The organism is Chlorobiota bacterium (assembly GCA_016700335.1).
GTDB lineage: Bacteria > Bacteroidota > Ignavibacteria > OLB7 > OLB7.
On sequence record CP065014.1, the window covers coordinates 1,465,963 to 1,487,810 of the forward strand.

The window sequence follows — 21,848 nt, forward strand, 5'->3', positions numbered from 1 at the left end:
TTTAAAATTTAAAATGTATAATCCAATTTATGAAAAATTAATTTATTTGGGTTTAAAAAAATTAATTGTAATTATTGTTAAATAGAATAGTTTCTAAAACTCAATCTTCTTTCCAAATAAAATCAAAAAGTACCCAACTTAACATTGATAATGCTATGATATACCCAATCAATATAAATAAGTCTAAAATAAAATTATTCATGTTAATACCAATTAAAACTCTTCTAATCAAATCTATACCCAATAACATTTGAGGTAAAATTATCGGAAAAATTAAAACAGGATATAATGCTCCTTTTACTTGAGAACGAGAAATAATTGCAGATATAATGGTCATTGAAGAAGCAAAACCAATACTCATAATAAATATCATTGTAAAAAACTCGATTGGCAGTTTAACAGTATTATCTCCTATTAGTAAAAAAAATAAAATTGCAATTAGTGAATTAGTAATAATAGCAAAAATTATATTAATCATTAACTTACTTAAAAAAACATTACCAGGTGATAATGTAAGCCTTAATAATAATATTGTGCCCCTTTCTTCTTCAGAAACAAACGATCTCCCTTGTGATATTATTGCAGAGAAAAACATCACAATCCAAATTAAACCAGAAATAATTTGTTCTGATAATTTTTCATTTGCCATTGCAAAAGAAACTACGGTCAGACAAACAAGTACAAACATTAAAAGCGAGTTAAGAGCGTATCGCTGCCTTAACTCGCTTTGAAGATCTTTTTTTATGAGTGAAAAAATCATTAGATCATTTATTTTTCAATTTAAAAAGTTTGTTTTAAATTGATAATGATATTATTTGATAACTATTTATTATTCATGATAATCATCTTCTGGGAAGAATTAGTTCTACTAGTTTTTAAGTTAATAATATAAACTCCACTTGGAAGCACTTGACCTAATTCATCAGTTAAATTCCAATTAACATTATAAGAACCCTTATTGTGTGCCCCAAATGCAAGCAACTTAACTTCATGACCATCCAAATCTGATACTGTTAACTTTAAATCTTCATTATACTTAATTCCAAATTTAATTAAAGTATTCGTAATTGCTGGATTTGGTGAGATAGAATTGATTGAAGTTGAAGTTACTTCAACTTTTTCAAAAATTGCAGTAGAATATTCTGGATACATTATTGCATATTTTTTCATTAAAGAATCTGCTAATTCTATATCTGAATTTTGTCTAAAATCTCCTGCATCATCATCTTCAACTCCCCAGAATGGTGCTTCTTTGTCACCAGGTTTACTATTTCTGTTTCCCCTACCATTGTTATGACAAGATAATGCACAAGTGTTAGGCATTCCTTGTGGTATATTACAATTTCTATATTGCTTAGTAACTTCTGGTTTGACAACCATGAAAGTATGATTACTAAAATCTCTGCCATTTGTAAACCTCATAACTGCACCTTTAAAGAAATGACAATTCACGCATTTACTTGATTCTAATGAATGTTTTGTATGTCCATTTACAACCAAACCTTTATCATTTACAATAGTACTTGCCTTATCAGCATGACAACCACTAACTAAGCAACCCTCTCCTTTACTTAAAGAATAAAAATCCCTTTTTAACTGAAAAGGTAATCCATTATTTCCGTTAGTATGAGGAGAATGACACTCCCAACATCCATCAACTAATGCATGCTTTTTATACATTACTGAATGTCTATAATCTTGAACAGTTTGATGATGAGCATAAGAATGAATTCCATCACAATTATATTGACCTCCTGCGGTAGGACTTTTTTGAAAATTAAAGAGTGTGTCACCAGGTAAAAAAGATCTTTTTAAAGAATCAACATAAGGGTATGTAAATGCTGGAAATCCTTTACTTGCCATTCTAGTATGACATTGACCACATAAATCTAGTTTCCTATCTGTTGAAGAAACTGAATTACCCCAATTATTTGCATTTGATATATTCCCTTTTATTGGATTTGCAACATGTTCAGAGCCAGGACCATGGCAACTTTCACATCCGATATTCATATTTAAGTCTTGTATCTTTAAATCTCCTTTATCTTTTCCATACCAACTTCCTCTATAAGTAGTGTCATTACCAACAATTTCAACTTTAGTGGAAAAACCATTAACATGACAATAAACACATGTTTTATCGTAAGCAACATTTCTAAATTGCTGTGTATTAAAATTGTATAATTTGTAATGACCTGTTGTTGTATCTAAATAAGACCATTTATTTACATCTATAGCATAATACCTATTTGAATCTTTCCACTCTTTATAATCTGTACCAGAAAATTGAAATGGTGGATAATAATATTGATCATTTATTTTAACAAGAAATCTTTGCATCCATCCGTTTCCACCATAAGTGTATTCAACTTTCATTTTAGAAGAAGCATCACCGGATGGAATCAGTTTGAATTGTATATAATAATCAAATCCTTCTTTAGAAAAATTATACTCAACTGAATCAGTATTAAAGTATCTTAATTTAACTACCTTATTATTAACAAAATCACTTTCATTTCTAACTGTAGATGGAGATGGTCTTAAATGAATCTTTTGATGAAAAGTATTCATAAATTCTTGAGCTCCTTTATAAGAACTTTCAGGAGAATACGCTTTTTCATGACAATTAGCAGCCATACATGTTTGTTCACCAACATAAACTCTATCAGCTCCAGCGGTTGTAGAATTACTTCGTTTAAAATAAAGTCCTAAAATAATTGTAATAAATACAAATAAAAAGGCATATTTTTTAATCATAAAGATTTAAATTTTAAAAATTCTGATTTAATTATAGTCCAAAACAAGCAAGACACCCAATATAATAATTCGATGCAAATATATAAAATTTTATTTAATTAAAATACTATTGAATTAAAATATTATTCATTCTTGCTTGAACCCCGCTCGATTTCATCATTTCTTCAATTAAATCTTTGTATTCTTGTGTACTATTTTTATTATGGATAAAACTCAAAACTGATTCTTCTGTGTTATCAATTGCATCATTGATTTTATCAAAAAAAGATTTTTGCTTTGGTAAAATTAATAATGAATAACCCTTCAAGTTAGATCTTTTAGCAGTGACCTGAATTGCATAATCTAATCCTCCAATCTCATCAACTAATCCAACTTCTTTTGCCTCAATCCCAGTCCAAACTCTACCTTGAGCAATTGAATTTACACTATCTTTTGAAATTTTTCTACCAATTGAAACTACATCCAAAAATTTAGAATATATTGAATCAACATTTTTAGAAAGAATAAATTGTTGTTGAACTGTTAAATCATTTGTTGGTAACATAATATCTGCATTTGGATTTGTTTTAATAGTTTCAGTATTTATGCCAAGTTTTTCTGAAAAAAATCTTTTTGCATTAAATGATAATGAAAATACTCCTATCGATCCTGTAATTGTTGATGAGTCAGCAATAATCCATTCACCAGCTGATGCAATATAATAACCTCCAGATGCAGCAACACTTCCCATTGATATTACTATTGGTTTTATCTTTTCTGTGAGTTCAATTTCTCTCCACATATTGTCACTTGCTTGTGCACTTCCTCCAGGTGAATCTATTCTAATTATTATAGCTTTTACTTTTTTATTATCACGAGCAGACTTTAAAGATTCTATAAAACTTGAGCTACCAACTCCATTCCCACCAAATATTGGGTTTGGATTATAACCGTTTTTCCCAGATTGTATATTACCTTGAACATATATTAATGCAATTTTATTCTCTAAATTTTCATTATCTATTTCAACATCATAATCATTTAATTTAAGTAAATTTAATCCTTTTAAATTTCCATTATCATTATCATCAATAATTTTAATTTTGATAGGAATTTTTAATTTATTTTTGAACATATCAATTATTTCATCTTGATATTTTATACCATCAATAAAATTGAATTCTTTAGCTTCATTTGGTGTTAATAAAGAATTGTTATTAATGATTTCATTTAATTGATAATCGGGTATATCACGAGCTGAAGAGATAGTATTTGTAAACCTTGTAAATATTTGTGAGATTAAATTATTTACAACAAACTTACTTTCTTCAGAAGCTTGATTTAATAAAAAAGGTTCAACAGCACTTTTAAATTTGCCTGCTCTTGTAACCTGTGCATTAACACCTAATTTATCTAATAAAGGTTTGTAAAATTCTAGAGTAGAATAAATTCCATTAATTTCAAATTGTCCAGCAGGATCAATTAAAACTGAATCAGCAATTGATGCAAGAAAGTATGCTTTTTCATCATAATTCATTCCACTTGAATAAATGAATTTTTTATTTTTTTTAAAATTAACTAATTGCTCTCTTAACTCTTCTGCTTGTGCCCAACTACCAGCAAATCCGCATGGCTTCAACCAAATACCAGAGATTCTAGTATCCTTAGAAGCATATTTGAGCTTTTGAATCCAATCAAGAAAAGTTAATGATTTAGTTTTTGAAAAAACTATACCTTCAGAATATTCATCAATTTTTGATGGAAAATCAATGTCTAAAATTATTCTATTTTTTTGATCTTTAACATCTAATTTATTAGAACTTGATGACTCTGAAACATTAGTAATATCTTTGGCTGCTGTAGCAATAATCCCAATTATTACAAATAATGATATTCCAAATGTTAATAAAAATGCTATTAAAGCACCCAGTGTACTAGCTAAAAAAGTCTTAAAAAATGTCATTATTTATTTATATTATTTCTATTAAATCTGAAGTATTTATAGTACCAAGTTTTATAACTTTACAATTGACTCTACTCCAACCAGGATTTAAATCATGAGAAATCCTATTAAAATAATCGTTTTTAAAACTAGATTTTATTGTACTACAAGGTGTTGTGAAAGATGTTACTTCTAAAATTAAATCATTTCCAAATTTTGCTATTCGTCCAGGTTGAAACAAATTAAAATCAACATTCGTAGTAGTAATATTTTCCCCAATTGAACCTGGAAAAATATGATTCCCTTCTTTTTGTAATTTCAATATTAATTCAAGGGAATACAAACAGATTGCTCTATCAAGTCCACCATGATGATTCATATCATTATGTATGTCTGATATCAAACCATATTCATTAACATCACTAGTAAATATAGGAAATTTAGGCACACCTCCATTTGAATGATTAATCTGAAAAATATGTCCTTTCATTAATAATAATTTAATGTATTTTGATGGTTTATAAGAATTTATAAAGAGTATTCTTTAAAAAAATAAAGTTATCTTCGCATTCAATAATTATATAATGCAATTTAAGAAGACAATTTCACAAGTTCATTAAATTTTATTAAAATATTTTAGAAATTATATAAATCAAAATATGGTCAGATTTGTTTTTTTAAGCCTTGTTATCTTAACAACTTTCAATTCAATAATTTCACAAGTTTATAATAGAAATTATTTAATTAATAATTTTCATCTTAATAATGTAGTTTCATTTGATAATAAATTATTAAATGGAGTTAATGAACTATTAGAATTACCTAAACCTAAAATAATTGTATTAACAGATTTAGTAAACCTAAGAGTTAAAGTAGGTTCTTTTTATGATGGTGTTATAGTGTTAATTAATGATGGTGATGCAAATTCTATTTTGGATAATATTAATTTTGTTAATCAAAGTAATTTTTCAATTATCACCCCAATAAATTATCCATATCAAATTACTCCTGGTGAAACTTTAAGAATTACAATTAGATTCAAACCAATTGCACCTTGTATAGAAAAAGTGAATACTTTAATTAAAGCAACTGGATTTGGTAACAATCAAAACATAAGTTCTGATACATTAATTCAGTTTTCAGGAATTGGTTTGATTCAAACTATTTCCACAAAATCAAGTGAGATTTTTATGGGTGCTAAATACATTAATACACCAATAGATTCATCAACTTATGATTTTATTGGTGTTTATGATTTTACTGGAAATACAGATGGTTGCATTATTAATACAACAATTGATTCAATCGTAATTTCAGATCCAACAAATTCCTTTAAACTTATATCTCCTGATTTGTCAACCTTTCCAAGGCTTTTAAGAGTAGATCAATTTATGTCTTTTAGTATTCGATTTCAACCTCAAATAATTGGTAATTTGAATAGTGAATTGAGGTTTTATTTTGGTGGTTCGAAAGATTCATTCAGAATAGTAAATTTAACTGGTAGATGTTATAATGAATATATAAAGCTTGGTGCAAACTTAGGTAAACCAATTACAGGGATTCCTGGAGAATTAATAAGAATACCTATCGTTGTTAGTGGAGATTTAACAAGAGCTAATATCAATTTGTTAGAATTGACATTAAAGTTTGGGAAAGGAATTTTAAAACCAAAAGCAATATATCCAATTCAAAAAGGTGTTATTGCTGAGCCAGTTTTACCATATAGATTTGATGACCCATACACTGCTGGAATTGCAAAAATTAGATTAACAAAAGGATCTGCTTTTATATCTGGAACATTAGCTGAAGTAGAATTTGCTGTTATGATTGGGGATACTTCCGCAACAAATATTTCTTATAAGGTGATACAAAATGTATATAGACCCGAAGTGATTTTTGAAACAGATCAAGTTCTTTTTTCTCAAGAAAATTTTTGCGATAAACCTGAAAGGATTATTAGATATGATGCATTTAACAAACTATCTGCAATTTACAATAATTCAAATGGGAATTTAGAAGTAGATTTTTATGCCAATGAAAATAATAAGTTGGTTAATATTTATATTCATAATATTATTGGTGAATTAGTTTATTCAAATTTAATTTTTTCAACTCTAGGTAAAAATAGTTTTGAGTTTAATTCTCAAGTTTTTCCAATTGGATTTTACTTTTTAGTTGTTAAACAAAATGATATTGCTGAAACCATTAAAGTATTGATAGACAGATAAATATTATTACTTACTTACCATTATTAACTTAAGTTTTCGATTGATGTTTTATAAATTATTATTTATTCTTTTTGGTTTATTTTGTTTTCAAATTGTATATAGTCAGAATGTTAAAATAGATTCAAGTAAAATTTTATTGCAGATAGATTATGGTGCTGAAATAAGTATTATAGGAAATCAAGCATACGGTGAGATTCAATCTATTAAAGGATTTTTGCCTTGTTGTTCAAAATACAATCCTGAAGTTAATGTAAATTGGGGTTTAGGTGTTTTTAGTAATTATATATTCCCTTGGGCTAATAATGAATTTATAAATTCTAGATTAAGATCAATTAGACTTTTTCTAGGATATGATAACTTATCAACCTCTTTTATATCTCAATTAAACATTTACGATTCTTTTGATACTTTAAAACCAAGTTTCAGAGTTGATACAACTCAACAGTTTGTTCAATTCGATCTCAATTTTTTTCGATTAGGATTTGAGTTAGAAATTGAAGCTTTAAAAAATTTTAATATCAAGCCCGGATTCAGTTTTAGTTTACCAATTTCTGGAAAAAGTATTGAAAAAGAGAAGATAATAGGACCATCGATTGCTCAATTTCAAAATGGGTCAAAAGAAAGAATCTTAACTCCAACAACAGGTGACTTATTAGATTTAAAGTCTAGATTTGGGTTAAGTTTAAATTTATCATACAATATGCCATTCAAGAAAATTGTATTATCACCTTTTCTTGGTATTGATTATGGCTTAAATTATTTCCAACCAAATTGGCAAGTATTAATTGGTAGAGGTGGAATTTCATTAAGTACATCATACAAACAATATGGATTAGATACAATTCCAAACCCACCTCAAATTATTGATCTTCCAAAAATTGCCAAAGCTGAAGTTGGTATTTACGTTTCTTCTAAAACTATACCTGTTGAGTTTAATAAAGAAATTATTTCTAGGTATGTACCAGTTTTACCAGTAGTATTTTTTAATCAAAATTCATATGAAATTCCTGCAAGATATATAAGTAATTATTTGAGTTCAAATTTCCTTGAAGAAGAACTACCACCAAATGCTGAGATAATAAATCATTATGTACTTGATATTATAGGTAAACGACTTACAAATAATTTATCAAGTAAAATAATTCTTACAGGTACAACTAGTAATGATGAAAATTATAGATTTAACCTTAGCAAAGAGAGAGTAAAATCTGTTAAAAAATACTTAGTTGAAGTATGGCAAATTGATGAAAAACGTATTTCTATAAAATATTCATTAGATCCAAAATTTCAATCTAATTCAGATTATTTGGAAGGTAAAGAGGAAAATCGTAGAGTTGAATTTTCTTTTTCAGATCCAAATCTATATAGACCAATTCAAATAAGAGTTATTGAACCATCTTCTGAACCTTCTAATATCCAATTTATTTCACAAGTAGTTCATAATTGTGGTATTGATCATTGGACTGCATATTTTAAAATTAAAAATAAAGTAGATTCTATTAAAGGTAATGGATTACCTAAAGATACAATTGTATGGTTTTTGAAAGATGAAGATAGAGCTGATGTATTGAATGGTTCTCAAATTTATTTTAAGATGATAGTTAGTAATGATTCATTAAAAAAGAGTTTTGAGTCAAGACTAGATTCAGTAAAAACTAAAGCAGATACTAGATTCTCTTTACTACAAAAAGATAATAAAGCAGAATTTATGTTAGTAACTTTTGATTATGATCGAGCTAATTTAACTTTAAGAGGTCAAGAAGAATTAAAGGAAATAATTTCTAAGTTAGGAGATAAATCTAAATTAGAAATTATTGGATACACAGATAAATTAGGTGATGAAGAAAGAAATGTTAAACTTGCAGAATCAAGAGCTTTGGAAATTACTAGGCAGATGCCTCTAAATCTACCAATTATAACCAGAGGAGCAAATGCAAATGAAGCTCCTTATTCTGTGAAAACACCAGAAGGAAGGTTTTTAAGTAGAACAGTTAAAGTAATTCTCACCAATCCTAAATAAAAATAGATTAAAATTATTTAGTTATAAATTCAATTTTACAGAAATATTAAGCCAAGGTTGTAAATAATAATTTCCTGTTGAATATTTGTTCTCAATCCATCCTGTAAAGATTATTTTTGATAAATCTGATAATGTAAATATTACTTTTGCTAATGGTCCTAGTGATGAATTCTGATTATTAGGAACAATTATGTTCCTTGAATCTTTTTTGTAAGAATTAAAATTGATATATCTAAAACCAGCATTAAATTGAATTTTATTATAATACATCTTTGAAAATTCAAATTCAAATCCATAAGTTTTATTAATGTCAATAGGACTTTCTGAAAAATTATCCCAATTAAAAATTCCACGAATTGAATACCTAAAATCTACTGAACCATAAAGTGATAAGTTGTTTTTAAAATTTAAATGTAAACTATCATTTATGTGTAGTTCTCTAAAAGATCTTCCCCTTTCACCTTGAAGTAATATCTTATAATCGTATTCAGTGTAGTTTGTTGATATATCTGATGCAAACCAGTTTATAAAATCATTATTTAAATTAAATTTCAAAAATTGAGATATTTTAAATACCTTATTTCTATTGTTATCACTACTAAAATCTGAATAAAGATAAACTAAATGAGTTAAATATGTTTGTAATGAAAAACCAATATCTAGGAAATCATTGTACTTTAGAGAATAATTTAAGAAAGCATTAATTTGTTGCTCATCTTTCTCATTATTGTTTTTATTAAAAGGTGTATCATACCTAAACATTGAAACAACTGTTCCAATTGTTAGACTATCTTTCGATGAAAATAGCAAAATTGTGTAGAAATTTAATGACAAATTTCTAGAAATAAAATCACTATTAAATGCATTCTCTTTTTTTAAGTTTAGTTCAAAATCTGAAACTGTTTTAATAGGTTCAATTGAATTAGTCTGGCTGTTATTACCATAATTTATTGAAGCAGAAAAAAATAAATCATTGAATTTGATATCATTCAAGCAAGTAAAATTTAATCCAAATTCTTTCCTTTGTTGCTTATATGGGTCTAAATCTCTGGATAATGGTGGAAGACCATTGCTCGTTTCATTATTGATATAGTTTTTAAATTTTAATAAGCTAAAAACAGATATCTTCCAATTTGGACTTACAAAATAATTTAAATCAGTATATGCTTTAAATTTGTTATCTGTTTTGTTTTGCAATGCGTCATAATTTAAACCTCCATATTTGATTATATCTTCTTCTTTTCTTTTAACATAAGTATCAAATCCAAAATGTTCAATATCTATCCCAAATGAAATACTACTACCTTCTGAATAATCTTTCAAAGTATTGAAATATAGTTGAAAGGTTGTGTTTAATTTAGGAGATATATTGTAAAAACGGGATAATAACAATAAGCTAATATTATAATCATATAATGAACCATAATATCTTATATCAGAGGTAATACCCGCTCCAGTATTTATTACGTTTAATTGCTTATTTGATACTACACCAATTTGTAGATTTATAATATTTGAATCATTTGAATTATATAATCCACCTGACCCTAAAAAAATATTATAATTATTATTGATTCCATTAATATCATTAAATTTCTGAGATTCATTGTTTAAAGTACATTCAAATGAACTAATAAACCTAACATTTTTCAAAGGTTTACTTACAATATTTTGAAATATAAAATCTAACTGATCCTTATTAGTATAACTCCCTTGCAAGGTTGCAGAAGTTAAATAGTTCAATTTTATATTATAATTATTAAATGAATTTGTATCTGATGACAAATAATTAATGGATAAATTTGTATTGTGAGTAGATAAATATCTATCAGAGCTCAAAACTATAGATTGTGTTTCGAGAGAGTCAGGTAATTTTACTATCTGACATTTTATTGTTATATAACTTACAAAAAATATTAAAACAAATATTTTCAAGCGTTGAATTTATTATATTAAATATTTATCAAAAATAAATTTGGCAATTAATTTAGGGGTATTAATTTCTGATTTAGGAAATATCTTATTTAATTTATCAATCGTTTCAATTCTATAATCATCATTCAAAAACTTACTTACTTGTTTTTTTAAATTATCTACAGTCATATTTGATTGAATAAATTCATTTACAACGTAACTATTTGTTAAAATATTAGGCATTGCTATAAATTTTATCTGAGAAAATAATTTTGCAATTAAGTAACTCAACTTTGATGTCTTATAAATCACACAAAATGGTAAGCTAAATAAAGTGGCTTCAATTGTAGTTGTACCAGATTTAATTATAGCAAAATCAGAATTGTTTAGAAGGTCATAATTATCCTCTGATACATTAAAGTTTGATACATTTTGATATTTAGTAATTTCAGAAATTTCGATATTATCTGATACAGAAATTATATGATAATATTTATCTCCTAAAGTATTAATTAATTTAATTAAAATAGGTAGATGTTTTTTTACTTCATTTTTTCTACTACCAGGGAAATATGCAATAGTTTTTTTTGTATCTTTTTTTAGATTTGGGTGAGTAGTTTTATAATCTGCAATTTTTTTTTGTAAAGGATGCCCAAAGTACTTTGTTTCTATATTATGAGTTTTGAAAAAAGCTACTTCAAATGAAAATATTACAATTAAATCACTAATATATTCTTTCATTTTAATTACTCTCGACTCTTTCCATGCCCAAACTTGAGGAGCAATATACCATATAACAGGTATACCAAGTTTTTTAAGTCTTTTAGCTAATCTTAAATTAAAAGCTGGATAATCAATTAGAATTGCAAAGGCAGGTTTTTTTTCCTTACTTACTTTTATAACATTACTGAATATTTTCTTTAAGGAAAATAATTTTTTTATTACTTCAAAAAATCCAACAACAGCAGTTTCGGAAATGTTATGTAACAAATCAATATTGTTTTCAATACTACATTTACCACCTATTCCAAAAAACTTTATATTCTGGTCTAATTTGTTTAGATACATCATTACATCACCAGCATGTATATCACCAGAAGCTTCACCACTAACAATTAGAATATTTTTCATTTTCTAGCTAATGGAATTACACCCCTTTGAGAATTTCTAATGAAATTAATAATCTCTTTAATTTCATCTGTTTGTTGGAAAGCTTTTTCAACTTTATTTACACCATCTGAAATATTTAAACCAGAACGATAAATTGTTCTGTATGCCTCTGAAATTAGTTCTATTGATTCATCTGAAAATCCTCTTCTTCTTAAACCTACTATATTTATCCCACTAAAACCTAAAGGTTCACTTCCAGCTATGCAATAGGGTGGTACATCTTTCATAACTCTAAAACATGCTCCTATAAATGCATGTTTACCAACTCTTTCAAATTGATGAACCCCAGTTAAACCACCTAGAATAGCCCAGTCATCAACTGAAACATGCCCTGCAAGTTGAACCCCATTTGCTAATATTACATTATCACCAACTACACAATCATGAGCAACATGTGAATATGCCATTAATAAGCAATTTTTTCCAACACTAGTTTTTCCAGTTGCTTCAGTTCCCCGATGTATAGTGACATACTCTCTAACAGTTGTGTTGTCTCCAACACTAGCTAAAGTTTTATATTCACCATCAAATTTTAAATCCTGAGGAGCAGCACCTATTGATGCACCAGTAAAAATTTTACAATTTTCTCCAATCCTAGCACCATTTTGAATATGAGAATTTGGTTGTATTTCAGTATTATTACCAATAACTACATCCGCTTCAATAATAACAAAAGGGCTAATTTTAACTCCATTACCAATTTTAGCATCTGGGCTTATTATAGAAAGGTTTGAAATGTTACTATCCATAGAATTAAATTAAGATTTTACTAGTGCAACTGTTATTTCAGCTTCTGCAACTAAGGTACCACTAACAGTTGCTTTTGCTTGGAAAGTATAAGTACTAAATCTTTTACTGATTTGTTGTACATCAAATATAAGTTGATCTCCAGGTATCACTGGTTTTCTAAACTTGCAATTATTTATACCCATAAAAAATGCTAAATTATTTCCTTCATCAAAGTAATTCTTAAGAAGAATACCACCTGCTTGAGCCATTGCTTCAACTATTAATACACCTGGCATTATTGGTTGACTTGGAAAATGTCCAGTAAAAAATGGTTCATTCATGGTAACATTTTTTAATGCAACAACTCTACCTTTTTCAACATTTAAATCTAAAATTCTATCAACTAATAAAAAAGGAAATCTATGAGGAAGAATATTCATAATGGCATTAATATCCATTTTTGGCTTATCTGTTTCTTCCATATATCTCTTAATTAAATTATTTTGTTTTGCAACTTTCTTGATTTTTTTTGCAAATTCAATATTACTTGCATGACCTGGTCTAGCTGCTAATATATGTGCTCTAATAGGATACCCAACCAAAGCTAAATCACCAATTAAATCTAACAACTTATGTCTTGCTGGTTCATTTGGAAATCTCATATTACCATTATTAAGCACACCTGTAGAACCAAGAACAACAGAACCTTCAATCCCTAATCTTTTGGCCATAGCGTCCATTTCATTTTGATCAAAATCTTTATCAACAATAACAATCGCGTTATCTAAATTCCCACCTTTAATTAATCCTTCACGCCTTAACATTTCTACTTCACTTAAAAAACAAAAAGTTCTTGCTGGCGCAAATTGTTCAGCAAAATCACTTTTTTTAAACAACATTGCATGTTGACTACCTAATGCAGGGTTTCTATAATCAACCATAACAGTTGCTCTAAAATCTTCATTTGGAATAGCTGCAAGCTCTACTTCTTTTTCTTCATTTATATAATTAATTGGTCTATCAACATCAATATACAATCTATTTTGATTTTGTTCTATGTATCCGGATTTTACAATACATTCTGCAAAAGGAAGAGCACTTCCATCTCCTACGGGTGGTTCATTTGCACTTAACTCAATTCTGCAATTATCAATTTCCATTCCTACTAATGCGGATAATACATGTTCTACAGTATGAACACTTGCTTCGTCTTTTGTTAATGTTGTGCCTCTTGAAATATCAGTAACGAAATCTACATCAGCTGGAATTTCTTTAAAATCAGGTAAATCTTTTCTAACGAATACATAGCCAGTATCTATATCAGACGGACAAAAAGTAATTGTTGATAAATTTCCCGTATGTAGTCCTACACCCTCAAAACTTACTTGGTTTGCAATGGTTCTTTGTTTTGCTCTCATAAAATAAAAATTAATTAGGGCAAATTTAAGATAAATTTGTTGTTGTTTTGGTATTAAGTTGTTAAGTAATTAAATACTGATCTATCTTCTAAATTACTTACTAAAAAGTCTGGGTTATAATCTTTTAATTGTTCAAGACTTAAACCACCTGTAGCAACAGCCAAACTTTTTAAATTATTTACTTTAGCACATTCAATATCTCTAAAAGAGTCACCTATAATAATAATGTTTTCATTTGTAAATTTATGACCCCATTTTCTTTCAGCTCTACTTATTGCAATGGGAGGTAAATCATTTCTAACTGATGAATCAGAGCCAAATGCGCCTACAGAGAAGTATTGATTTAAATCATAAGGAGATAATTTATGAAATACAGATCCTTCTAAATTACCTGTAACTAAACCAATTTTAACGTTCTTATTTTTTGATAAATCATTTATCAGTTTTTTAATTCCTGGAAGCAAAGTAACATTTTTAACAGTTAATACTTCTTTCCATTTGTTTACTAAACAGGTTTCTAAATCGAATAAAATATTTGATATTTTAATTTTAGTTAATCCAATTTCTACACCATATTCAAAGAATATTTGTCTATCAGTTTTACCATGTAATTCTAATTCTAATGTATCAGGTATTGTAATTTTATTAACTTTATAAAAAACATCTTTGATTACTTTATGAATTAGAGAATATTTAACTCTAATCAAAGTTCCATCAATATCAAACAACAATAACTTCATTTTGAAAATTAAATTATAAAAAAGCAAAATTATAAACAAAAATTTTATAACTATACCTTACAAATATGTAAATACTTAATTAATTTTTTTTAAACATTGAATCTGAAAAACAGAACATCCCCATCTTTTACAATGTATTCTTTTCCTTCAATTCTATATAGTCCTTTTTCTTTTACTGCTTGTTCACTTCCTAGTCTTTTTAAATCATCGAAACTTTGTGTTTCAGCTCTTATAAATCCCTTTTGAAAATCTGAATGGATTACGCCAGCTGCTTCTGGAGCAGTAGATCCAGCCCTTAAAGTCCAAGCTCTACATTCCTTTACTCCAGCAGTAAAGTATGTGATTAGTCCTAAAAGATCATAACCTTTTCTAATTATTCCATTTAGTCCTGATTCCTTTAAGCCCAATGATTCAAGAAAATCTTTACGTTCATTAGAGTCTAATTCAGCAATTTCAGATTCTATTTTTGCACAAACAGGAACTACAGCAAAACCCCTTTCATCTGCTAATTTTTTACTGCATCTATATACTTATTTCCATTATTAAGTCCATTTTCATCTGTATTAGCAATATACATAACTGGTTTATCGGTTAATAGAAAATAAGTTTTAATAAACTTATCTTCCTCTAAATTCCTCTCAAATAATTTTGCAAGTTTTCCTTCGCCAATATGTTTTAACAAACGTTCGGTTAATTCAATTTCAAACAAAACATCTTTATCATTTGTTTTAATCTTTTTCTTACAAGCTTCAATTTTTTTCTCAACACTTTCATAATCCTTAAGTAATAATTCAGTTTCAATTGTACTAATATCTCTTATTGGATCAATATTATCATCAACATGAATTACATTTTCCTCATCAAAACATCTAACAACATGAGCTATTGCATCTGTTGTTCTTACATGACCAAGGAATTGATTACCTAATCCTTCCCCTTGTGAAGCACCTCTAACCAAACCAGCAATATCAACAAATTCAATTGTTGTAGGAATTTCTTTTTGGGTTTGAAAGCAATTCGAAAGCCATTCTAATCTTTCATCTGGTACTGGAACAACTCCAGTGTTTGGTTCTATTGTGCAAAAAGGATAATTTTCAGCAGCGATTCCTGCACAAGTTAAAGCATTAAATAAAGTGGACTTCCCAACGTTAGGAAGCCCAACAATTCCACAAGAAAAACCCATTTATTTAGTATTTAAATTAATTATAAATTACAAATTGAAAAAATTATTTCATAGAAGAAAATTCTATTTAAATTTTTTTCTTCCATAATATATTTATAAATATAACTCTATAGTTAAATATAAATAATATTATAAATAAACTTAAGATTTATATTATTTTAAAAATAATTTATCTGCTCTAGCGTATTGTTTCAACAAAATAGATGCCCTATAACGTTCTTCTTTATATTCATCAAATAAAGAATCTAAAACCTCAACAACAACATCTGCCCCAATTTCATCTAACCATTTTACTGGACCTTGCGGATAATTTGTACCAAATTTCATTGCTATATCTATATCTTCAGCAGATGCAATTCCATCTTGTATTGCAAATATTGATTCATTAATTATCATACATAAAATTCTAATCGAAACCAAACCAACTCTGTCTTCAACTAAATTAATTTTCTTATCAAATATTTTACTAATAACATCTGTTTCTACATCAATAATTGCATTGTTATTTTGTAATGCCGAAGAAATCTCAAGGCTTTCAGTGTTTGTAAATATACTTGGAATAAATGAAACTCCAAATACATTACATTTTGAATTCAAGACAGATGAATATTTTGTTGCAGTTTTAGTTAAAGCATTACAAATAATAAGATTTAATTTAGTAAAGTGTTCTTTATATAAATCTAAAGTATAATTTGCAATAACGGCATTATCTGAAACAGTTAAATCTATTAATACATCATAATCACCATCTGGTAAATCTAATGTATCAAAATATGGTAGAAACGTGAATTGGAAATTTTCATTAGATTTAAAAAAATCCAGACAATTATCTTCACCTATTAATAATATATTCATATTCTTAAATTGTAATTCGCAAAAATATAATTTAATTGTTAATGTTTATAAATTATTGATTGAAGAATAAGTTTTGTTTATAATAATTTTATGTTAGAGCCATTTATATTTCGATTGTATGTATCAATTTCTTAATGTTTAATAACAATCCTAAATGTTTATATTTGAAATAAAATATTCGTTTGGAAAAAGAAATTAAAATAGGAGTTAAATCCACATTGATTGGATTAATTGTAAATTCACTTTTAGCAGTTGTCAAAATTGTAAGTGGATTTTTCGGAAACTCTTACGCATTGATTGCTGATGGAATAGAATCAACAGCAGATGTAGTTAATTCAATAATAGTTATTCGTGGTTTAAAAATTTCTCAAATACCTCAAGATGATAATCACCCTTATGGGCATGGAAAAGCTGAACCAATTGCCGCGATGATTGTAAGCGTCTTTATGATTGGAGCAGCAATTATGATTATGGTTCAGAGTATATATGAAATTGTAACTCCTCACAGAAATCCTAAACCATTCACACTAGTAGTTTTAGCTGTAGTAATTATTGTTAAAGAATTTATGTTTAGGAAAGTGCTAAAAGTAAGTGATGATATTGATAGTATTTCTGTAAAAACAGATGCATGGCATCATAGATCTGATGCTATGACTTCTGCAGCTGCTTTCATTGGAATTGGTATCGCTTTGTATGCAGGTAGTGGTTATGAAAATGCAGATGATTGGGCTGCCCTGTTTGCTGGGTTAGTAATAATGTACAATGCTTATTCTTTAACTAAAGATTCTATAGATGAGTTAATGGATTCTGCACCGCCTGCCGAATTTGAATTGCAAGTAAGGAATATTGCATTAAAAGTTCCTGGAGTGATCGATACAGATAAATGTTTGTTAAGAAAATCTGGATTTAAATATTTTATTGATTTGCATGTAGTTGTTGATGCTGAAATTTCTGTTCATGAAGGGCATAAAATTGGACATCAAGTTAAAGATAAAATTATAACAACAAATCCTCGTTTTGCAGATGTTTTGGTTCATATAGAACCTTTTCAAAATCTTTAAATTCAAGTTGCAATAACGGCATTTAAATTTATTGCCAACGAAATACATATTCATTATAAATGGAAGATTCAACAAATAAATCAGATAAGATTTTACCTTTAAAAAAAACACTTATACTCAGAAAAAGCAGTTTAGTTTCTGATAAAATTTTAAACAAATTTGCAATTGACTATCCAAGTGAATTAAATGTTGCACAACTAGAAGTAGTAGAATCAATTTATGGTCCATTACTTGTAATTGCAGGTGCTGGAACTGGAAAAACTAGAACAATAGTTTACAGAGTTGCAAAAATGATTGAATCTGGTATGAATCCAGAGAATATTTTACTTTTGACATTTACCAGAAAATCTGCTCAAGAAATGATAAGAAGAGCTTCAACTTTAATTGGCACAGATGCTGAAAGAATTTGTGGTGGTACTTTTCATTCTTATGCAAATATGTTTCTTAGACAATTTTCTGCACATCTTGGTTACCAAAACTCATTTACAATTTTAGATCAAAGTGATAGTGAAGATGTAATCAATTTAATTAGAAATAGATTTGAATTAAATACTAAAAATAGAAGATTTCCAAGGAAGCAAACATTATTTGCGATGATTTCATCTTCTATTAACAGATTAAAAAATTTAGATGAAGTTTTAGATGAAGATTATCATCAATATAAAAATGAATTAGAAAGTATTCAGATGATAGCAAAGGAATATATTAGATATAAAAAGGAAAAAAACATTATGGATTATGATGATTTGCTTACAAACACCATACAACTTTTAGAGAAATTTCCTGAAGTAAGAAAAAATCAATCTAATATTTACAAATACATTTTAGTAGATGAATATCAGGATACAAATAAATTACAACATGCTATTGTATCATTATTAGGTAAAGAACATAAGAACGTTATGGTTGTTGGTGATGATGCTCAATCGATTTATAGTTTTAGGGGTGCTAATTTTAAAAATATTTTTGAATTCCCTGAAATATTTCCAGATACAAAAATCATAAAATTGGAAGAAAATTATAGATCTACTCAAACTATTTTAGATTGTACTAACAATATAATTCATTCAGCTTCAATCAAATACGAAAAGAATTTATTTACTAGAAAAATTGGTGGTGATTTACCTATGCTAATTTCAACTCCAAATGAGTTAATTCAGTCACAATTAATTGCTCAACAAGTATTAAAATTAAGAGAAGATGGATTGGAATTAAATGATATTGCAATCTTATTTAGATCTAGTTTTCATTCATTCGATTTAGAGGTTGAACTTAACAAATGTAATATTCCATACTTAAAGTATGGAGGCTTTAAATTTATTGAAACATCGCATGTAAAAGATTTGATAGCTTATTTGAAAATAATATTTAATCCAAAAGATATAGTAAGTTGGAATAGAGTATTATTATTAATAAATGGTGTTGGACCAAGAACAGTAAACAAAGTTGTTGAAGCTCTTGAATTGAATGAAATTAGCTTAAATGAACTCTCAATTGATAAAATAGTAAAATTAACAAATGAGAATGTCGGTTTATTGTTTGATATCCTTTGTAAAATAAAAAATGATAAAACTTCAATTTTACAAAAGGTAAAAATTATTGTGGATTATTATTCCCCTATTATGAAGGCTAAATATGATGATTATCAAAAAAGAATAAAAGATTTAACAGTTTTTGAAGATATAGCATCGAGATATAAGTCATTAAATTCTTTATTAACCGATATGGCATTAGATCCTCCAACCCAGTCAGTGACAGAGTTTGATGATAAAAGTGAAAAAGAGAAGTTAATACTCTCAACAATACATTCTGCTAAAGGATTAGAATGGAATACTGTATTTGTTATATGGACTTTAGATGGGTACTTCCCTTCTTTTCATTCTGCAAAAAGTATTGAAGCAATGGAAGAAGAACGAAGATTGATGTATGTTGCTGCAACTAGAGCAAAAGAAAGATTAATATTCATTTATCCAACCAATATTTTTGAAAGAGAAAGTGGAACAGTTTTGTCGCAAGTCTCAAAATTTTTGTCAAATATTTCTGAAGAAATTCTTGAAAAATATACTGTGGAAGTTGAATAATTCATTTCTAATTACATAATTATTCATTAAAGTATCATTTCGATATGAGCAATATCATCTTCATAGTATGTAGCTGAATTAGTTTTAAAGCCCATTGATGTATAGAATTTTTCTAAATGATATTGAGCAGAAATTTTTATTAATTTATCTGGATATAAAGATTTAGATTTATTAATTGCTTCGATCATCAATTGTTTACCTAATCCCTGTCCTCTAAAATCAATTTTAGTTGTAACTCTACCGATTGAACTTTCGTTGTACTTTAACCCTGGTGGTAACAGTCTAAGATATGAGATTAAAATGTTGTCTTTAAAACCTAATAAATGTAGTGAATTAATATCATATCCATCTAAATCAAGATATGAGCAATTTTGTTCAACAACAAATATCATTGATCTAAGTTTTAATACTTCATATAATTCGTAATTAGTTAGTTCATCAAATTTTTTCCAAACAAAATTCATTTTATATTTTTTTTGGTTTAATAATTTTAACTTAATAAATGAAAAAAATACTTGTAAATTAAATTATTACTTTTCAATATAATCAAGATCTTTTTCAAAAGTTTCTTCTAAATGATAAAGTGAATAAATTGAAATTAAAATTGCTATAACTCCAATTGTGAAAATACTTGTTAATGAACCGAAATAATCTCTTGTATATTTAAATAATAAACTCATTGGAATTAATAAACCACGTACAAAATTAGGAGCTGAAGTTGTTACAGTGGCTCTAATGTTTGTACCAAACTGTTCAGTAGCTATTGTAACGAACACTGCCCAATAACCAACTGAAATACCAAAAAATAATACAATAGAATAAAAAGCAGTTAACGAAGTTTTTCCTAAAGTAAAATATAAAATTAGCATTATAAATGAAAGTCCTAAAAAAATTGCAATAGCTTTTTTTCTACTTTTAAAATACTGGCTCAATACTCCACTCAAAAGGTCACCAATTGCAATACCAATATAAGCGAACATTACAGAAGTTGGGGCAGATGGTTTTTCTAACATTCCCATTGCAGATCCAAATTCAGGAGATAATGTAACAAGAATTCCGATAAAATACCAAGTTGGAGTAGCTATAAAAATTACATAGAGGAATTTTTTTAATTTAATTTTATCTTTTATTATTAATAAGAAATCACCTCTTTCGTGTTGTGTGTTTTTAACATTACTAAACATTCCGGATTCAATAACACCAACTCTTAACAAAAGTAAAGATAAACCTAATCCTCCACCAATAAAGTAGGAAGTCCTCCAATCAAATTTAGAACCAACAATTGCAGCTACAATTGCACCTGTTACCCCTACAGTAGCAATTAAAGTAGTTCCCCAACCTCTTGTTTCTTTTGGCATAATTTCAGCAACCAAAGTAATTCCTGCACCTAACTCACCAGCTAAACCAACCCCTGCAATAAATCTTAATAAACCATATGTAGTTGTATCATGAACAAAACCATTTGCTAGGTTTGCAAGAGAATAAGTAATAATCGAACCAAAAAGAACAGTTAACCTTCCTTTTTTATCTCCAATAATTCCCCAAATTAAACCACCTAATAACATTCCAACCATTTGAATATTTAACAGATTTTCACCTATTACTTTTATATCATCACCTTTAAAGCCTAATGATGATAGACTAGGCGACCTTACAACTGCAAACAAAATTAAATCATAAATATCTACAAAATAACCAAGGGCTGCAACTAAAATTGGAAACACTATCTTTTGGTTATTTAATCCTTTCATGTGAAATTAATTAAAAAAAA

The 21,848-nt window shown here is 27.4% G+C and carries 16 protein-coding genes and 1 pseudogene; 4 read left to right on the forward strand and 13 right to left on the reverse strand.

What is annotated here, in order from left to right; translation table 11 throughout:
- Positions 1-100: 100 nt before the first annotated feature.
- The 4 genes from IPP08_06005 to IPP08_06020 form a co-directional block, all read right to left on the reverse strand.
- Positions 101-760: a heme exporter protein CcmB gene (locus IPP08_06005; protein ID QQS67714.1), complete on the reverse strand. Its 660-nt coding sequence runs from the start codon at positions 758-760 to the stop codon at positions 101-103.
- A gap of 62 nt (positions 761-822) precedes the next feature.
- Positions 823-2,757 (reverse strand): T9SS type A sorting domain-containing protein, encoded by a 1,935-nt coding sequence (locus IPP08_06010; GenBank protein ID QQS67715.1) that lies wholly within the window; start codon positions 2,755-2,757, stop codon positions 823-825.
- 106 nt (positions 2,758-2,863) lie between these two features.
- Positions 2,864-4,699, reverse strand: a complete 1,836-nt coding sequence (sppA, locus tag IPP08_06015; GenBank protein ID QQS67716.1) for a signal peptide peptidase SppA — start codon at positions 4,697-4,699, stop codon at positions 2,864-2,866.
- A 7-nt stretch (positions 4,700-4,706) separates the two neighbouring features.
- A complete protein-coding gene (locus tag IPP08_06020) occupies positions 4,707-5,168 on the reverse strand; it encodes an MOSC domain-containing protein (GenBank protein ID QQS67717.1) in 462 nt (153 codons plus the stop codon).
- Positions 5,169-5,337: 169 nt separating this feature from the next.
- Between IPP08_06020 and IPP08_06025 the strand changes: the two genes are divergently transcribed.
- Positions 5,338-6,906, forward strand: a complete 1,569-nt coding sequence (locus IPP08_06025) for a hypothetical protein (protein QQS67718.1) — start codon at positions 5,338-5,340, stop codon at positions 6,904-6,906.
- A 43-nt stretch (positions 6,907-6,949) separates the two neighbouring features.
- Positions 6,950-8,926: an OmpA family protein gene (locus tag IPP08_06030; GenBank protein ID QQS67719.1), complete on the forward strand. Its 1,977-nt coding sequence runs from the start codon at positions 6,950-6,952 to the stop codon at positions 8,924-8,926.
- A gap of 21 nt (positions 8,927-8,947) precedes the next feature.
- On the opposite strand, the gene IPP08_06035 is transcribed toward IPP08_06030, so the two are convergent.
- From IPP08_06035 to IPP08_06065, 7 genes and pseudogenes are all read right to left on the reverse strand, one after another.
- Positions 8,948-10,861: a hypothetical protein gene (locus tag IPP08_06035; GenBank protein QQS67720.1), complete on the reverse strand. Its 1,914-nt coding sequence runs from the start codon at positions 10,859-10,861 to the stop codon at positions 8,948-8,950.
- Between the two features lie 12 nt (positions 10,862-10,873).
- Positions 10,874-11,971 carry a lipid-A-disaccharide synthase gene (gene lpxB, locus IPP08_06040; protein QQS67721.1) on the reverse strand — a complete coding sequence of 366 codons (1,098 nt, stop codon included), beginning with the start codon at positions 11,969-11,971 and terminating at the stop codon, positions 10,874-10,876.
- Positions 11,968-12,759: an acyl-ACP--UDP-N-acetylglucosamine O-acyltransferase gene (gene lpxA, locus IPP08_06045; protein ID QQS67722.1), complete on the reverse strand. Its 792-nt coding sequence runs from the start codon at positions 12,757-12,759 to the stop codon at positions 11,968-11,970. The genes lpxB and lpxA overlap by 4 nt, the downstream gene beginning before the upstream one ends.
- A gap of 9 nt (positions 12,760-12,768) precedes the next feature.
- The gene (locus IPP08_06050) at positions 12,769-14,157 is read right to left on the reverse strand and encodes a bifunctional UDP-3-O-[3-hydroxymyristoyl] N-acetylglucosamine deacetylase/3-hydroxyacyl-ACP dehydratase (GenBank protein ID QQS67723.1); all 1,389 of its coding nucleotides are present in this window, start codon (positions 14,155-14,157) and stop codon (positions 12,769-12,771) included.
- A 53-nt stretch (positions 14,158-14,210) separates the two neighbouring features.
- Positions 14,211-14,897, reverse strand: a complete 687-nt coding sequence (locus IPP08_06055) for an HAD hydrolase-like protein (GenBank protein QQS67724.1) — start codon at positions 14,895-14,897, stop codon at positions 14,211-14,213.
- A gap of 89 nt (positions 14,898-14,986) precedes the next feature.
- Positions 14,987-16,080 (reverse strand): annotated as a pseudogene (gene ychF / locus IPP08_06060) (redox-regulated ATPase YchF).
- Positions 16,081-16,233: 153 nt separating this feature from the next.
- The gene (locus IPP08_06065; GenBank protein ID QQS67725.1) at positions 16,234-16,935 is read right to left on the reverse strand and encodes a hypothetical protein; all 702 of its coding nucleotides are present in this window, start codon (positions 16,933-16,935) and stop codon (positions 16,234-16,236) included.
- Between the two features lie 182 nt (positions 16,936-17,117).
- Here IPP08_06065 and IPP08_06070 point away from each other — a divergent pair, with 182 nt between their 5' ends.
- On the forward strand, positions 17,118-17,996 hold the full coding sequence (locus IPP08_06070) for a cation transporter (protein ID QQS67726.1): 879 nt from the start codon (positions 17,118-17,120) through the stop codon (positions 17,994-17,996).
- Positions 17,997-18,055: 59 nt separating this feature from the next.
- Positions 18,056-20,077, forward strand: coding sequence for an ATP-dependent helicase (locus tag IPP08_06075; protein ID QQS67727.1), 2,022 nt, complete (start codon positions 18,056-18,058; stop codon positions 20,075-20,077).
- A gap of 26 nt (positions 20,078-20,103) precedes the next feature.
- Here IPP08_06075 and IPP08_06080 read toward each other — a convergent pair whose 3' ends face one another.
- A complete protein-coding gene (locus IPP08_06080) occupies positions 20,104-20,541 on the reverse strand; it encodes a GNAT family N-acetyltransferase (GenBank protein QQS67728.1) in 438 nt (145 codons plus the stop codon).
- Between the two features lie 66 nt (positions 20,542-20,607).
- A complete protein-coding gene (locus tag IPP08_06085) occupies positions 20,608-21,828 on the reverse strand; it encodes an MFS transporter (protein ID QQS67729.1) in 1,221 nt (406 codons plus the stop codon).
- Between the last annotated feature and the right edge of the window lie 20 nt (positions 21,829-21,848).

Excerpts from the sequence above, each read along its gene's own strand:
- IPP08_06005 (QQS67714.1), bottom strand. The coding sequence starts at position 760 with ATGATTTTTTCACTCATAAAAAAAGATCTTCAAAGCGAGTTAAGGCAG.
- IPP08_06010 (QQS67715.1), bottom strand. The coding sequence starts at position 2,757 with ATGATTAAAAAATATGCCTTTTTATTTGTATTTATTACAATTATTTTA.
- sppA (QQS67716.1), bottom strand. The coding sequence starts at position 4,699 with ATGACATTTTTTAAGACTTTTTTAGCTAGTACACTGGGTGCTTTAATA.
- IPP08_06020 (QQS67717.1), bottom strand. The coding sequence starts at position 5,168 with ATGAAAGGACATATTTTTCAGATTAATCATTCAAATGGAGGTGTGCCT.
- IPP08_06025 (QQS67718.1), top strand. The coding sequence starts at position 5,338 with ATGGTCAGATTTGTTTTTTTAAGCCTTGTTATCTTAACAACTTTCAAT.
- IPP08_06030 (QQS67719.1), top strand. The coding sequence starts at position 6,950 with ATGTTTTATAAATTATTATTTATTCTTTTTGGTTTATTTTGTTTTCAA.
- lpxB (QQS67721.1), bottom strand. The coding sequence starts at position 11,971 with ATGAAAAATATTCTAATTGTTAGTGGTGAAGCTTCTGGTGATATACAT.
- lpxA (QQS67722.1), bottom strand. The coding sequence starts at position 12,759 with ATGGATAGTAACATTTCAAACCTTTCTATAATAAGCCCAGATGCTAAA.
- IPP08_06050 (QQS67723.1), bottom strand. The coding sequence starts at position 14,157 with ATGAGAGCAAAACAAAGAACCATTGCAAACCAAGTAAGTTTTGAGGGT.
- IPP08_06055 (QQS67724.1), bottom strand. The coding sequence starts at position 14,897 with ATGAAGTTATTGTTGTTTGATATTGATGGAACTTTGATTAGAGTTAAA.
- IPP08_06065 (QQS67725.1), bottom strand. The coding sequence starts at position 16,935 with ATGAATATATTATTAATAGGTGAAGATAATTGTCTGGATTTTTTTAAA.
- IPP08_06075 (QQS67727.1), top strand. The coding sequence starts at position 18,056 with ATGGAAGATTCAACAAATAAATCAGATAAGATTTTACCTTTAAAAAAA.
- IPP08_06080 (QQS67728.1), bottom strand. The coding sequence starts at position 20,541 with ATGAATTTTGTTTGGAAAAAATTTGATGAACTAACTAATTACGAATTA.
- IPP08_06085 (QQS67729.1), bottom strand. The coding sequence starts at position 21,828 with ATGAAAGGATTAAATAACCAAAAGATAGTGTTTCCAATTTTAGTTGCA.